Here is a 16,040-nt window from a genome sequence, read left to right as displayed (position 1 = left end):
GACACGACGCCGACGAGCGCCCGTCTGATGCAAGGTGACCTGAATATGGATGAAACACAAAGCAATTCGAATCTTCCAGAGGGCACCCAGCCCGCCGGGGTACCGGCGTCGCGCCCCGACCTGACCGTCGCGGAGATGCGCGAATGGCTGCGCAAGGCGGTGGCCACCGCCACGAGCCAGTCGCCCGACGTGATCGACGAGACCACGCCGCTGATCGAGCTGGGCCTGTCCTCGCGTGACGCGGTGGCCATGGCCAGCGACATCGAGGACCTCACCGGCGTCACGCTGACGGCGACGGTGCTCTTCCGGCACCCGACCATCGAATCGCTGGCGACGGTGATCATCGAGGGCGAGCCCGAACCCGAGAACACCGACGACGCGGATTGGTCGCGGGACGCCGACGTCGAGGACATCGCGATCGTCGGTGTCGCCACCCGCTTCCCGGGGGACATGAACTCCCCTGACGAGATGTGGGAAGCGCTGCTCGCCGGGAAAGACGCCATCACGGACCTGCCCGAGGGCCGCTGGGAGGAATTCCTCGCCGAGCCACGGATCGCCGAGCGCGTCGGCAAGGCCAGCATTCGCGGCGGCTACCTCTCGGACATCAAGGGTTTCGACTCCGAATTCTTCGCGCTGTCGAAGATGGAGGCCGACAACATCGATCCGCAGCAGCGGATGGCGCTCGAACTGACCTGGCAGGCCCTCGAGCATGCCCGCATCCCGGCGTCGAGCCTGCGCGGCACCAATGTCGCTGTGTACGTGGGTAGTTCCAACAACGACTACCAGTTCCTGGCGCTGATGGACCCCACGGCCGCGCACCCCTACGCGATCACCGGTACCGCCACCTCGATCATCGCCAACCGGGTGTCCTACTTCTACGACTTCCGCGGACCGTCCGTGTCGGTCGACACCGCCTGCTCCAGCTCGCTGGTCGCCGCGCACCAGGGCGTGCAGGCGCTGCGCTCCGGCGAGGCCGATGTGGCCATCGTCGGCGGGGTCAACGCCATGATCACCCCGATCGTCACGATCGGTTTCGACGAGGTCGGCGGAGTGCTGGCCCCGGACGGCCGGATCAAGTCGTTCTCCTCCGACGCCAACGGATATGCCCGCTCCGAGGGCGGCGGCATGCTGGTGTTCAAGCGGGTCTCCGATGCCCGCCGCGACGGGGACACCATCCTCGCCGTGATCGCCGGCAGCGCGGTCAACCACGACGGCCGCTCCAACGGCATGCTCGCGCCGAACCCGGACGCGCAGGAAGACGTGCTGCGCAAGGCCTACAAGGACGCCGGGATCAACCCGCGCGACGTCGACTACATCGAGGCGCACGGCACCGGCACCATCCTGGGTGACCCGATCGAGGCCGACGCACTGGGCCGAGTGGTCGGCCGCGGTCGCGACGCCGACAAGCCCGCCCTGCTGGGTGCGGTGAAATCCAATGTGGGCCACCTGGAGTCGGCCGCCGGCGCGGCCAGCCTGGCGAAGATGACCCTCTCGCTGCAGCACGACAAGCTGCCGCCGTCGATCAACTACGCGGGTCCCAACCCGTACATCGACTTCGACAAGGAACACCTCAAGGTCAACGACACCGTCTCGGAGTGGCCGCGTTACAGCGGGCATGCCATCACCGGTGTCTCCGGCTTCGGCTTCGGTGGCGCCAACGCCCACCTGGTGCTGCGCGAGGTGCTGCCGTCGGATCTGGTCGAGCCGCAGCCGGAACCCGAAGCGGTCGAGGACAAGGCTGAATCCGATGACGCCAACGCGACGTATGTCGGTGGCGTGCGGATGGACGAGTACGGCGAGTTCATCCACGACGAGCCTGAGGTCGATGAGTACCCGGCCTACGACGAGGCCAACCACGAGCTGCCCGGCCTGACGGACGAGGCACTGCGTCTGCTGGAGGCGGCCCGTGCGGAGCTGGCGGAGGCCGAAACTGCCGAGCCAACGAAGAAGATTGTCCCGCTGGCAGTTTCGGCATTCCTGAGCTCGCGCAAGAAGGTCGCCGCAGCGGAGCTGGCGGACTGGATCGACAGCGAGGAAGGCCGCGCGTCGTCGCTCGAGTCCATCGGACGCTCGCTGTCGCGCCGCAACCACGGCCGTTCCCGCGCCGTGGTGCTGGCCCACGACCACGACGAGGCGATCAAGGGCCTGCGGGCGATCGCCGAGGGCAAGCAGCATCCGACGGTGATCTCTGCCGACGGCCCGGTGACCAACGGCCCGGTGTGGGTGCTCGCCGGATTCGGTGCGCAGCACCGCAAGATGGGCAAGAGCCTGTACCTGCGCGAGCCCGTGTTCGCCGAGTGGATCAACAAGGTCGACGCTCACATCCAGGATGAGCGCGGTTACTCGATCGTCGAGCTGATTCTCGATGACGCGATCGACTACACCAACGAGACCTGCGAATACCCGATCGAAGTGGTCCAGACGGTGATCTTCGCCCTCCAGATCGCGCTCGGTGAGTTCCTCAAGGCCCACGGTGCGAAACCCGGCGCGGTGGTGGGACAGTCGCTCGGTGAAGCGGCCGCCGCCTACTTCGCGGGCGGCCTGTCGCTGGCCGATGCCACCCGGACCATCTGCTCGCGCGCGCACCTGATGGGTGAGGGCGAGGCGATGCTGTTCGGCGAGTACATCCGGCTGATGGCGCTCGTGGAGTACTCGGCCGACGAGATCAAGACCGTCTTCGCCGACTACCCGGGCCTCGAGGTGTGTGTCTACGCCGCCCCGACCCAGACCGTCATCGGCGGCCCGCCGGAGCAGATCGACGCGATCATCGCCCGCGCCGAATCGGAGGGCAAGTTCGCCCGCAAGCTGCAGACCAAGGGCGCCAGCCACACTCAGCAGATGGATCCGCTGCTCGGTGAGCTCTCCGCCGAAATCCAGGGCATCGAACCGCATCCGCTGACCACGGGCTACTTCTCGACCGTGCACGAGGGCAAGTTCATCCGGGCCGGCGCCGAGCCGATCCACGATGTGGACTACTGGAAGAAGGGCCTGCGGCACAGCGTCTACTTCACCCACGGCATCCGCAACGCGGTCGACAACGGTCACACCACGTTCCTTGAGCTGGCGCCGAACCCGGTGGCGCTCATGCAGGTTGGGCTGACCACCGCGTCGGCGGGCCTGCACGACGCGCAGTTGATCGCGACCCTGGCCCGTAAGCAGGACGAGGTCGAGTCGATGGTCACGGCCATGGCCCACCTGTTCGTGCACGGCCACGAGCTGGACTTCCGGACCCTGTTCCCGCGCAAGTCCAGCGGGTTGGCCGGTGCCCTGGACTTCGCCAACATCCCGGCCACCCGGTTCAAGCGCAAGCAGCACTGGCTGGACGCCCAGTTCACCGCGGACAGCTCGGCAGTGATGCCCGGCAACCACGTCGCGACACCCGACGGCAAGCATGTCTGGGAGTTCGTGCCGAAGGGTGCCGCTGATTTCGCCGCTCTGGTGAAAGCGGCTGCCGCGCAGGTGCTTCCGGATGCCAAGCTGACCGCCTCCGAGCAGCGTGCGGTGGCCCCCGAGGGCTCGCGCCTGGTCACCACGCTGACCCGGCACCCGGGAGGTGCCTCGGTGCAGGTGCACGCCCGGATCGACGAGTCCTTCACCCTGGTCTACGACGCGATCGTGACCCGCGGTGGCGCCGCGGCAGCGCTGCCGACCGCGGTCGGCGCCGGTGTGGTCGCCGAGCAGGTTTCGGCCGCCCCGGCAGCGGTGGCCGAGCCCGAGGTCGAGGACGACGCGGCGATTCTGTCCGACAACCTGACCAAGGGCGCCAATCTCGGTGCGGGCTTTGCCAAGTGGTCACCGGATTCGGGCGAGACCATCGCACAGCGACTCGGCACCATCGTCGGCGGTGCCATGGGCTACGAGCCCGAGGACCTGCCGTGGGAGGTTCCGCTGATCGAGCTGGGCCTGGATTCCCTGATGGCGGTGCGGATCAAGAACCGGGTCGAGTACGACTTCGACCTGCCGCCGATCCAGCTGACCGCGGTGCGCGACGCCAACCTGTACAACGTCGAGGATCTCATCAAGTACGCGATCGAGCACCGCGACGAGGTGGATCAGATCGCCGAGTCCCAGAAGGGTAAGACGGCCGAGGAGATCGCCGCGGAGCAGTCCGAACTCCTGGGCGGAGCATCCACGGTCGCCGAGCTTGAGGCCAAGCTGGCCGATGCCGGACATCCGTTGGCGGAGAAGGCCGAAGAGGCGTCCGACCCGGCGCCGGCCTCGGACATCCCGGCTCCGCCGTCGGACCCGAGCGGCCCGTCGATCCCGGCCGCGGCCGATTTGCCGGTTCCACCGGCGCCGTCCGATCCGTCCGGACCGAGCAAGGCCACCGCGGCCGCGGCTGCGGCCAAGGTGCTCACCCAGGAAGCGGTCACCGAGGCGCTGGGCGCCGACGTGCCCCCGCGTGACGCCGCTGAGCGGGTCACGTTCGCCACCTGGGCGATTGTCACCGGCAAGTCGCCGAGCGGCATCTTCAACGAGCTGCCCTTCGTCGACGTCGAGACCGCGACCAAGCTGTCCGAGCGGCTCTCCGAGCGCGCCGAGGGCACCGTCACCGTCGAACAGGTGCGTTCGGCCAAGACCATCGAAGAGCTGTCCACGATCGTGCGCGATCAGCTCGAAGAAGGAGTGGTGGACGGATTCGTCCGGACCTTGCGGGCACCAAAAGAAGGAACCTCGCACGTCCCGCTCTTCGTGTTCCACCCGGCCGGCGGATCCACCGTCGTCTACGAGCCGCTGATGAAGCGGCTGCCGGCCGACACCCCGGTCTACGGCATCGAGCGGGTCGAGGGTGCGATCGAGGAGCGCGCCGCCGAGTACGTGCCCAAGCTGCTGGCGATGCACAAGGGCCCGTTCGTCCTGGCCGGCTGGTCGCTGGGCGGGGCACTGGCCTACGCATGTGCGATCGGGCTGAAGCAGGCCGGTGCCGATGTCCGGTTCGTCGGGCTGATCGACCTCGCGCTTCCGGGCGAGCCGATCGACCAGAGCAAGGAGGGTATGCGGGCCCGTTGGGATCGCTACGCCCTGTTCGCCCAGCGCACGTTCAATGTCGAGATCCCGGCGATCCCGTACGAGGAGCTGGAGCAGCTCGACGACGAGGGCCAGGTGAAGTTCGTCCTGGACGCGATCAAGGACAGCGGTGTGCAGATCCCGGGCGGGATCATCGAGCATCAGCGCACGTCGTATCTGGATCAGCGTGCCCTGGCCACCATCGAGGTCCAGTCTTACGACGGACACGTCACGCTGTACTTGGCAGACCGCTATCACGATGACGCCATCGTCTTCGAGCCCGCCTACGCGACCCGCAAGCCCGACGGCGGCTGGGGGGAGTACGTCAAAGATCTCGAGGTGGTGCCCATCGGGGGCGAGCACATCCAGGCCATCGACGAGCCGTACATTGCCAAAGTCGGAGCTCACATGAGCGAGGCGATCAACCGTATCGAAGCGGAGAGCGAGAGCAAGTGACGAACAAAACCACGGCTGAACTGCTGGCCGAGCTCCGCGAGAAGCTGGAACTGGCCGCCGACCCGGGCGATGAGAAGGCCAGGGCCCGCCGGGACAAGAAGGGCATCCCTTCTGCCCGGGCCAGGATTCACTCCCTGCTCGATCCGGGCAGCTTCCTCGAGATCGGTGCGCTGGCACGCACTCCCGGTGACCCCAACGCGCTCTTCGGCGACGGCGTGGTCACCGGCCACGGCACCATCAACGGACGCCCGGTCGGTGTGTTCAGCCACGACCAGACGGTGTTCCAGGGTTCGGTCGGTGAGATGTTCGGCCGCAAGGTGGCCAAGCTCATGGAGTGGGTGGCCATGGTGGGCTGCCCGATCATCGGCATCAACGACTCGGCCGGTGCCCGCATCCAGGACGCGGTGACCTCACTGGCCTGGTACGCCGAGCTGGGCCGCCGCCACGAAATGCTGCGCGGTCTGGTCCCGGAGATCTCGATCATTCTGGGCAAGTGCGCCGGCGGCGCGGTGTACTCGCCGATCCAGACGGATCTGCTGGTGGCGGTGCGCGATCAGGGCTACATGTTCATCACCGGACCCGACGTGATCAAGGACGTCACCGGCGAGGACGTGACGTTCGACGAACTCGGCGGCGCCGATGTACAGGCCCAGCGCGGCAACATCCACAAGGTTGTCGAGGACGAGGCAGCGGCGTTCCAGTATGTCCGCGACTACCTTTCGTTCCTGCCCTCCAACCACTTCGACGACGCGCCGATCGTGAATCCGGGTCTGGAACCCGAGATCACCCCGCACGATCTCGGAGCTCGACTCCATCGTCCCGGACGCGGACAACACGTCCTACGACATGCACGAGATCCTGCTGCGGATCTTCGACGACGGTGACATCTTCGAGATCGCGGAGCAGCGTGGCCCGGCCATGATCACCGCGTTCGCCCGGGTGGACGGCCGCCCCGTCGGTGTGATCGCCAATCAGCCCATGCACCTGTCCGGCGTGGTGGACACCGATGCCTCCGACAAGGCCGCGAGCTTCATCCGGTTCTGCGACTCCTTCAACCTGCCTTTGGTTTTCGTCGTGGACACCCCCGGCGCCATGCCGGGCTTCGCCGAGGAGGAGAAGGGCATCATCAAGCGCGGTGGCCGGTTCTTCAACGCGATCGTCGAGGCCGATGTGCCGAAGGTGACCATCATCGTCCGCAAGGCCTACGGCGGCGGGTATGCGGTGATGGGTTCCAAGCAGCTGTCCGCGGACCTGAACTTCGCCTGGCCGACGGCGCGTATCGCGGTGATCGGTGCCGAGGGCGCGGCGCAGCTGTTGGTCAAGCGGTTCCCGGATCCGACCGCACCCGAGGTGCAGAAGATCCGTGCCGACTTCATCGAGGGATACAACCTCAACCTGGCCACGCCGTGGATCGCGGCCGAGCGGGGCTACATCGACGGCGTGATCCAGCCGCACGAGACCCGGCTGCTGCTGCGTAAGTCTCTGCACCTGTTGCGGGACAAGCAGAACATGCCCAAGGTGCAGCGCAAGCACGGCCTGACCCCGATCTGATCGTCGGCGAGTAACGAAGGCGGATCGCGCATGAGTACCGCGGTCGTGGTCGGCGCCGGGCCCAACGGGCTGGCGGCCGCCATCACGCTGGCATCGGCCGGCGTGGACGTCACCGTGTTGGAGGCCGACGACTCGATCGGCGGCGGGGTGCGCTCGTCGAGCCGGAGCCTCGCGGATGGTTTCCCCGACGGCCTCGTTGTCGACCAGTGCTCGGCCATCCATCCGATGGCGGTCGGTTCGCCCTTCCTGAACGGTCTCGGGCTGGAACGCCATGGGCTGCAGTGGAAATGGCCCGAGGTCGATTGTGCGCATCCGCTCGACAGCGGTGATGTCGGCCTGCTGTACCGCAGCGTCGACGACACCGCAGCGGCGCTCGGCGCGGACGGCGGTCGGTGGCGGCGCGCCTTCGGCGGGCCGTCGGCCAAGTTCGACACCCTGTCGCAAGACATCATGGGTCCGCTGCTGCGGGTGCCGAAGCATCCGGTGACGCTGGCCCGGTTCGGCGTGCCGACGGTGCTGCCGGCCTCGGCGTTCGCCCGGCTGTTCCGTACCGAGCCGGCCCGGGCATTGTTCGGCGGTGTTGCGGCACATACCTTCCGGCCCCTGGACCATCCGCTGACCTCGGCGATCGGCCTCGGCATCATCACGGCGGGGCACCGGCACGGTTGGGCGGTGGCGGAGGGCGGTTCACAGGCCATCACCGATGCGCTGGCGTCGGTGCTCGCCGAGTTGGGCGTCAAGGTGGAGACCGGTGTTCGGGTCACCTCCGCCGCGCAGCTCCCGCCGGCCGACGTGACGATGTTCGATCTCGCACCCACGGCGGTCGTCGACATCCTGGGGGACCGGTTGCCCAGGCGGGTGGCCCGTGGCCTGGGCGGATTCCGTTACGGTCCAGGAGCATTCAAGGTCGACTTCGCACTGGACGGCCCCGTGCCGTGGAAGAACCCCGCGGTCGGCGGTGCCGGGACGGTGCATCTGGGCGGTGAGTTCGGCGAGATCGCCGCGACCGAGCGGGAGATCCAGGCCGGCCGGATGCCGCAGCGGCCGTTCGTGCTCGTCGGGCAGCAGTATGTGGCCGATCCGGGGCGTTCGGTCGGCGACATCAATCCGGTGTACTCGTACGCCCATGTGCCACACGGATATACCGGCGATGCGACCGAGGCGATCATCGGCCAGTTCGAACGGTTCGCGCCCGGGTTCCGCGACCGGATCGTCGGAACGGCGGTGCGCTCCACCACCGAGATGTCGGTGTACAACGCGAACTACGTCGGCGGGGACATCTGTACCGGCGCCAAGGACCTCCGGCAGCTGGTGTTCGGCCCGCGGACTACGCTGCAGCCCTACCGAATTGGTGTTCCCGGCATGTACCTGTGCTCGGCGGCCACCCCACCGGGGCCCGGCGCGCACGGCATGTGCGGCGCCAACGCCGCTGCGGTCGCGCTCTCCGCCCTGACGCGGTGAGCCTGGCAGAGTTTGCGACAGGCCGTCGGCACACATTCCTACTCACAAGCGTGTAATTCAAAAACGTGCCCTGTGAACAGCGGCGATATCGGGCCGGACGAAAACCATCCACAAGTTGTCCACAGGCCATCGGCATTGGCTGGATTCCCGCCGATGTGTGTGGGTCCACCGGGGTGTCGAAGGCGCCGGATAGCACGAGTGGCCAGTTATGACACGGTTTTTCGTTGTACGCGTGTCACAACTGGCCACTCGACGCCCCACCCCAAGCGGGGTTACGGCTCGATGCGGATCCGGCCCGGCTTGTAGAGCCCGGAATGTGTCGCTGTCCCAAGCTCGATCGTCGCGGGAACCGCATCGACGATCGTGTCGAACTTGCGCAGTGAACCCCAGTCGCGGCCCCAGTCCTTGTTCAGGTAGGTGGCCATCACGTGCTGGCGCAGCAGCAGGTCACTGATGCCCAGCAGGCCGCCGTTGATGCCGTCCTCCCAGGTGTCGGTGTCCTTCATCTTGGCGTTGTAGTCCGGGGTGATCCGGAACTTCGGCACCTCGGTGACACCGTTGGCGTGCAGCATCGGCTGCTGGCACGGGAAGGCCAGGCCCACAGCCCAGTCCATCAGCACGGGCTGCTGTGAGCCGATGTACTCCTGCACGGTCTTGACCTGGGGCACGCGGGGCGGCGTGACCGCGATCCAGTCGCCGAGGCTCAGCGACTTGTCCTCGGCGATGACCCGGACGAACGTTGCGTCGGCCGGAATCTCGCTGCGGTCGAACCGCAGGTTGCGCCACGACGGGATCGGTCCGAGGTCGTAGGGCATCACCCGACCGGCCGGCACCGCTGCGCCGTCGGGGCCGGGCCGTCCGTATTCGAGCTGGACCGTCTGGCCTTCGGTGCGACCGTTGAAAATGCTGTTGCCGGTGATGGTTCCGGCCGCCGTGACGACGACCAGCGGGTGGGCGGCGTCGGGGGCGGGCAGCTGGTACCAGGCCGAGGCCAGCTTGCTCTCCTGCTGTGCCGGGCCCTCGACGTAGCTGCCGGCCAGCGGAACCCGGGCCGGGTCCAGCCCGTAGGGCAGCGGCACCGTCGACCCGTTGATGCCGGGGGTGTCCAGCTTGACGTCCGCATTCCAGTCGGCGTCGATGCCCGGCATCGGCACGGTGATCCGGATCGCCTCGGCGACAATGTGGTCCGGCACCCCGTTCGGGGTGAACCCGGTCGGCGCGGTGCCGCCCAGCGGCCCCAGCGGCCCGTAGTCGCCCGGCGCCGGGGTCAGGAACCCGTCGTTGGTGTCGGGTTCGACGAGCACGTCGTCGGCCAGACCACAGCCGCCGGCGAAGGCGCGCAGGTTCGACGACGCGTTGGAGTAGGTGCCGTCCTGGCGGACCACCCCGTAGAGCATCGAACCGACGAAGACCACCACCATGAACCCGGCTGCGATCGGCACCGGTGCGGCGGTCAGTGCCCGGGCCAGCCGGCCCTCGGCCGAGGGCCGCAGGTGCAGCCAGTACGCCCACAGGGCGGTGATGGCGAACAGCGCGAAGAAGATGGCGCTCACCGTGATTCCGCCGATGTTGGGCTTGTCGTTGTTGAACGGCACGCCATAGCTGGACACGTACCACCAGCCGTTGGTGGTGGCGAAGCACAGGGCGAGGACGAACAACACGGCAGACGTGAACGCCATCCGGTTGCGCGCCGAACGCAGCACGACCGGCGACGCCAGCACCGTGACCACCGCTGCCATCGCAGCACCCACCGCGGCGAACAGACCGAAGTGGTGCACCCACTTGGTGGGGGTGAACATCAGGCAGAACATGGTGGCGAAGATGATGCCCATCAGCCGCCATACCGGCCCGCGGGCCACACCGGGAATCCGCTTGCGCCGCAACATGATGAACAGCGACGCGAACAGGCTCAGCGCGGTGATGATGAAGCCGAACCGGCGCGACAGCGAGCCGTCGACGGTCGGCAGGATCAGGTAGTAGTAGCGCAGGTTCTCGGTGTACCACTCCTGGCTCGGGCCGATCGCGGTGCGAATCCTGGTTGCCTCCAACACTGTTGCCAGCGTCTGGTCGGCGAACACCACGGTCAGGATCACCGTGCCCGCGGCCAGCAGCGGCAGCACCAGCGGCCACACGCCGAGCGTGCGGCCACGGCGCACCAGGATGCGCAGCAGCGGACGACCACCGGCGAGCAGCGCCGCGACGGCGATCAGGCCGGTCGGCTGGATGCCCAGGGTGAAGGCCGCGGAGATGATCGCCATGGCGGCGGGGGTGAGCCGTCCGGAGATGATGGCCCGTTCGATCAGCACGTAGGTGATCAGTGCGCCGGTGGCGATCTGGCCCTCGGGACGCAGCCCGTTGTTGAACGGCATCCAGGCCGCCATCAGCACCAGGCCCGCAGCCCACAGCGCGGGTTTGGAGGCGATCACCGCGGGCCCGAGGCGGGGCAGCACCTCACGCGACAGCAGCAGCCAGCACACCAGTGCACAGATCAGGTCGGGCAGTCGCATCCAGATGCTGGCGTCGCTGACATGCGTCATCAGGGCCAGCAGGTTGTAGAACCAGCCGAACGGATCCTCGGGGCTGCCGAACCAGCGGAAGTAGTTCGACATGTAGCCGGCGTGGTCGGCCACGCGCGCCATCTGCAGGATGTAGCCGTCGTCCGACGAGTTCGCCCCGATCACATGCCAGGTCAGGAACCCGCCGACGACCACCACATCGACAGCGCTGAACGTGCGCCAGCGCGTCGGGATCAGGTGGTGCATCCGCCGTCCGTCGAGCCGGTCCAGCTTCCACAGCGCCAGCACCGCGACCACCGTGGCCGCGATGCCGAGCAGCATCGCCACCAGCTTGAGCGGGGTGGGCTTGGAGGTGAACCGGGTGTCGATCGTGGCCGACAGGGAAAGCCCTTGCGGGGCAGGTCCGCTCAGTTCGGTGAAGACACCGACGATCTGCGGCCGCAGGTTTGGGTCGGCGAAGCCGGTGCGCAGCTCCTTGCCGTCAGTACCCGTGAGGCCGACGAAGGTGGCGAAGGTTCCCGCGTCCGACGACGTGATCTCGATGCGTTCACAGGCAGGCGAACTGACCTTGTCCCGCGTCACGCTCGCGATCACCACGTTGCGGTCGGTGATGTCGACGCGCTTGCTGTTGACGTTGACGAACAGCGCGTTGAGGGCGGCCTGCCTGCCCTCCTTGGGCGCGGTGCCCAGCACCAGGCCGCCCTCGGGCGGCATCGACCGGATCACCTCACAGGGCACCGTCACCGACATGGTGACCGGCGTCTGGGTGATCAGCGGTGAGGTGACGCTGTTCATCTGACCGGCCTGAGGCCAGTTCAGCGTGGCGGTGGTCTGCACCACCGGCAGCAGCGGTGTGGCCACCGCGCACAGGAAGCCGATCAGGCCGGCGATCATCGCGACCCAGCGGGTCACCTGAACGTTCTTGTCGGCGGCGTGTTCACGCACGGTCACGGTCATGGCAGGGCTCGGATCGGTCCGGGCCGGCTGAAGCCGGACACTCGCTGGGTTCCTTCATCGATGTTGGCGACGGGCGCCTGCCCGGCCGGCACCACCGGGTCGTATTTCTCGATCGAGCCCCAGTCCCGGTACCAGTCGTCACGCAGATACGTCGGAATGGTCGACGTGCGCAGCAGCGCCTGGATGAAGAGGAAGGGACCACCCTTTTGGGCGGACTGCCACATGTTCGACGACACCACCACTTGCTTGACGTTGGGAAGGATGCGGTACTCCGGCAGCTCGGCCACGCCGAGACGTTCGGAGAACGGGCGCTGGCAGGGGAAATTCGCGGCGGTCGCGATATCCATCAGAACCGGGGTCTGTGCGCCCAGGAACTGCTGCGCGGTCTGCAGGGTCGGCACCCGCGGCGGGGTGAAGCCGAACCACTGGTCGTCGGAGAGGTTCGGATCGTCGGCGACGATCCTGGCCACGTTGGCCTCCGGCGGCGCCCAGGCCAGCGGGAAACGCAGGTTGCGCCAGGCGAATTGGGCGAACACGTCGATCGGTTGAACCGCGTCGAGGGCCTGGAAGCTGCCGTCGGGACGGTGCACGCCCCACTGCAGTTTCAGCGACTGGCCGTAGTGGAACTCGTGTTCCTCGTCGTAGTACCAGATGGCGCCCGCGGCGGCGACCGTCACCAGCGGCCGGTCCGCGGTGCGCGGCGGCAGTTGGTACCAGGCCGAGGTGGCCTTGGCGGCGACGGTGTTCTCCTTGTAGCTGCCCATCACCGGGGTGCGCGCGGGGTCCAGGCCGAACGGCAGGTACACCCGAGAACCGTTGACGCCGACGGGTCCGTAGCCGCCGCCGGTGCCTGCGGCGTAGGCGATGCCGACGTTGGGCTTGTTGGGCGATCCGTCGGAGTTCACCGTGCCGGGGTTGGCGACGACGGGTTTCGGCGGTTCGAGAGTGTCGCTGATTCCGTTGGGCGTGAATCCGACAGGGTTCTCGCCGCCGAGCGGGCCGTACTCGCCGTAGGTCTGGCCTTCGACCGGTTGCAGCATGCCGGCGTTGGTGTCGGCCTCGACCAGGACGTCGTCGGCCATGGCGCAGCTGTTGGCCGACAGTCCCGAGGTCAGCGCCGAGAAGTTGGCCTTGGCGGTGGTGTAGACGGGGTAGCGCTGGACGAAGCCCTTGGTCATCGACCCGACTTCGAGCACCACCATGATGGTCGCGACCACCAGCAGCGGCGTCGACGCCAGTGCCCGGTTGCGCCGGGTGTTGGCCACCTCGGTGTGCCCGGCGTAGTCGATCCGGAAGTGCAGCCAGCCGGCCAGCACCGCGGTCATGATCGCCAGGGCCAGGAACATGGTGGTCACCGGATAACCGGCGATCACCGGTTGACGGTCGAACCACGGCACGCCGTAGTTGCCGACGTAGAACCACCCGTTGATGCCGGAGGTGGCCCAGGCGAGGACGAACAGCAGCGCGGTGACGTACAGGGCCAGGTTGCGTCGGCTGTGCAGGCCCACCAGGGCGAAGGCGAACGCCGTCACCGCACCGAGGGCGGCGGCCAGCCCGGCGAAGGCGCCGAACTGCACGGCCCATTTGGTCGGGGTGAAGTGCAGCAGCAGCAGGCCGATCGCGGTGGTGCCGATCAGCCGCCAGACCGGGCCACTGGCCAGTCCGGGCACCCGGCCCTTGCGCAGCAGCACCGCGATCATTCCGAACAGGCACAGCATCATGGTCAGCACCGCGAACCGTCGGGTCAGCGAGCTGTCGACAGAGTCTTCGACGGTGAGGAAGTAGTACCGCAGGAATTCCTGGTACCAGGAGATGGTCGGGCCGACGGTGTATTTGATCCGGGCCGATTCGGCGACGCTGGCCAGGGTCTGGTCGCGGAACACGACGACGAACACCAGGGCCGCCGAGCCGGCGAGCGCGGCCAGTGCGGGCAGGGCGATACGGCGGCTGCGGATGATGCCGACGACGCTGCGGGCGCCGACCAGCAGGGGAGCCAGCGCGATGATTCCCTGTGGGGCCAGGGTCACGCTGAACGCCGCGACGATGATCGCCAGGCAGGTCGGCCAGATGCGGCGGGTGGCGATCGTGTTCTCCACCAGCGCCCACACCGCGAGCACGCCGAACGCGATCAACGGCTCGGGCCGCAGGCCGTTGTTGAACGGGAACCAGGCGGCCAGGAAGACCGCGCCCGCGGTCCACATGGTGACGCTGTTGCGCGCGACGCGTTGTCCGAGCCGGGGGATCACCCAGCGGCTGAGCAACAGCCACGTGCCGATTGCGGCCAGGGTGGCGGGCACCCGCATCCAGACGCCGGCCGTGCTGATCGCCGCGAACTGGGCCAGCACCGACTGGTACCAGTCGAACGGGGCCTCGGTGGCGCCGAAATAGCGGAAGTAGTTGGCGGTGTAGCCGGCATCGGACGATACCCGCGCGATGGTCAGGTTGTAGCCGTCGTCCGACGAGATGGCGCCGATGACGTGCCACAGCAGCAGGCCGCCGATGACGCCGATATCGGCGATCCAGGTTCCGACCGGAACCTTGACGAAGCGTCTCCACGCCCCGCCGACCCGATGCCCGCTCCGGCGGTCCAGCACGGCCAGCGCGATGATCGAGGCCACCACGCACAGCACCCCGAGCGCCATCACCAGCAGTTTCAGCGGGGTAGGCGAGGTGATGAAGCGGGTGTCGATGTCGACTCGGGCGCTCAACCCTGGCTGCGGTGCCACCTTCAGGTCGGTGAACAGTCCGGCGACCTGGGGCTTCTTCTCCACGGCCGCGGTGCCGGTGGCACCGGGGATGCCGACGAAGTCCGCGCCGACGCCGCCGAGGTTCGCCCACAGATGCAGAGCGCTGCAGCCGCCCGCGTTGATCGCCGCGCGGGGGGCGACGGCGGCCACCGAGTCGCGGAACGCCACGACCACGGTTTCGGCGTTGGCCCGTACGAACAGCCCGTTGCGGCTGGCGTCGATGCCACCCGAGGGGATCGTCGAGAACACCAGGCCGCCCTGGGCGGGCAGGGTCGCGATCGCCGAGCACGGGATGGACACGTCGAGCGACTGCGGGGCGCCCGACACCAGCGGGGCCGTCACCGCGGTGACGTTTCCTCCGGCGTCGGTCCCCTGCGGCCACAGGATGGTCGCGGTGGTCTGTTTGACGGGCAGCAGCGGCACCAGCGCGCACAGCACCACACCCGCGATGCCCGCGATGATGGCGATCAGGCGTGCGATGCCCACAACACGGTCGGTTGGCTCATCGGAAGGCACGAGGCTCGATGTTATGCGACCCGTATGTGAGCCCCGGTCCTCCGTCGCCCTTTTGGCGAGTGTGTGTGCGAACTTCTAATCAAGCAGCCTCACCGAGACGGCGCAGGGCCTGTGCGGCGGATTGCTGCTTGATGGTGACTGCAATCCGCCGCGCAGTGCGGGACACCTGGGCCCCGACGCCTTCCTAGCTGTGGCGCAGGGGGGCCGGGCTCCACAGTCCGCTGCGGATCGCGGTGCCCAGGTCCAGACGGGCCGGTTCGGCGTCCGGGTACCACGGCGTGAGCCGTTGCAGCGAACCCCAGTCCCGGAACCAGTCGTCCCGCAGATAGGTCGGCACGCTCGACGGCCGCAGCAGCAGTTCGGTGATGCCCAGCGGGCCGCCGCCCAGGTAGTCCATCACCGGCGAGTTGGCCTCGGCGCCGAAGCGGTCCGGCAGGATCCGCCACTTGGGCACCTCGGTGACGCCGTACTGATGACCGAACGGCCGCTGGCACGGGAACGCCAGGCCCACGAGCCAGTCCAGCAGGACCGGGTCCTGCGACCCGACCACGTCCTGGAGGGTGCGCAGCTGCGGGATCCGCGGCGGGGTCACCGCGATCCAGTGCTGCGGGGCCAGGTCGTCGTCCGAGGCGACCAACCGGATCTGGCTGGCCTCGCGCGGGATGGCGGCCATGGGGGCCCGCAGGTTGCGCCAGGCCGGGGCCGCGCCCACATCGGCGAATCCGACGCCGCCGCCGGGCTTGTTCTCGGCGGCCTGCGCATCGGTGGCCCACTGCACCACGACCTCGCCCGGATCGAAGCGGCCCGCTGCGGCGACGACCAGCAGCGG

At 68.1% G+C, this 16,040-nt stretch carries 5 protein-coding genes and 1 pseudogene; 3 read left to right on the top strand and 3 right to left on the bottom strand.

The features are described 5' to 3' along the window. Positions 1-45 precede the first annotated feature (45 nt). The 3 genes and pseudogenes from pks13 to TX88_RS00530 all read left to right on the top strand — a co-directional run bounded on the left by pks13 (position 46) and on the right by TX88_RS00530 (position 8,475). A complete protein-coding gene (gene pks13, locus TX88_RS00540; protein ID WP_044513839.1) occupies positions 46-5,463 on the top strand; it encodes a polyketide synthase Pks13 in 5,418 nt (1,805 codons plus the stop codon). Beyond that, positions 5,460-7,014: pseudogene (locus TX88_RS00535) on the top strand (acyl-CoA carboxylase subunit beta). Before pks13 ends, TX88_RS00535 begins: the two are co-directional and overlap by 4 nt. A gap of 30 nt (positions 7,015-7,044) precedes the next feature. After that, on the top strand, positions 7,045-8,475 hold the full coding sequence (locus tag TX88_RS00530; RefSeq protein ID WP_044513838.1) for a phytoene desaturase family protein: 1,431 nt from the start codon (positions 7,045-7,047) through the stop codon (positions 8,473-8,475). A 272-nt stretch (positions 8,476-8,747) separates the two neighbouring features. On the opposite strand, the gene TX88_RS00525 is transcribed toward TX88_RS00530, so the two are convergent. The 3 genes from TX88_RS00525 to TX88_RS34785 all read right to left on the bottom strand — a co-directional run. After that, entirely contained in the window at positions 8,748-11,948 is a 3,201-nt protein-coding gene (locus TX88_RS00525) for an arabinosyltransferase domain-containing protein (RefSeq protein WP_044513836.1), read from the bottom strand. Then, positions 11,945-15,211, bottom strand: coding sequence for an arabinosyltransferase domain-containing protein (locus TX88_RS00520; RefSeq protein WP_044513835.1), 3,267 nt, complete (start codon positions 15,209-15,211; stop codon positions 11,945-11,947). The genes TX88_RS00525 and TX88_RS00520 overlap by 4 nt, the downstream gene beginning before the upstream one ends. Before the next feature lie 184 nt (positions 15,212-15,395). Continuing rightward, positions 15,396-16,040, bottom strand: a 645-nt coding sequence (locus TX88_RS34785) for an arabinosyltransferase C-terminal domain-containing protein (RefSeq protein WP_044513833.1), incomplete at its 5' end; no start/stop codon positions are given.

It is taken from the genome of Mycolicibacterium septicum DSM 44393 (assembly GCF_000455325.1).
Taxonomy (GTDB): Bacteria; Actinomycetota; Actinomycetes; order Mycobacteriales; family Mycobacteriaceae; genus Mycobacterium; species Mycobacterium septicum.
The sequence above is the reverse complement of the archived record's forward strand: the minus strand, read 5'-3'. Positions and strand labels throughout refer to the sequence as shown.

What these genes read in the sequence shown, in the direction of transcription:
- pks13 (WP_044513839.1), top strand. Translation starts at nt 46, where the DNA reads ATGGATGAAACACAAAGCAATTCGAATCTTCCAGAGGGCACCCAGCCC.
- TX88_RS00525 (WP_044513836.1), bottom strand. Translation starts at nt 11,948, where the DNA reads ATGACCGTGACCGTGCGTGAACACGCCGCCGACAAGAACGTTCAGGTG.
- TX88_RS00530 (WP_044513838.1), top strand. Translation starts at nt 7,045, where the DNA reads ATGAGTACCGCGGTCGTGGTCGGCGCCGGGCCCAACGGGCTGGCGGCC.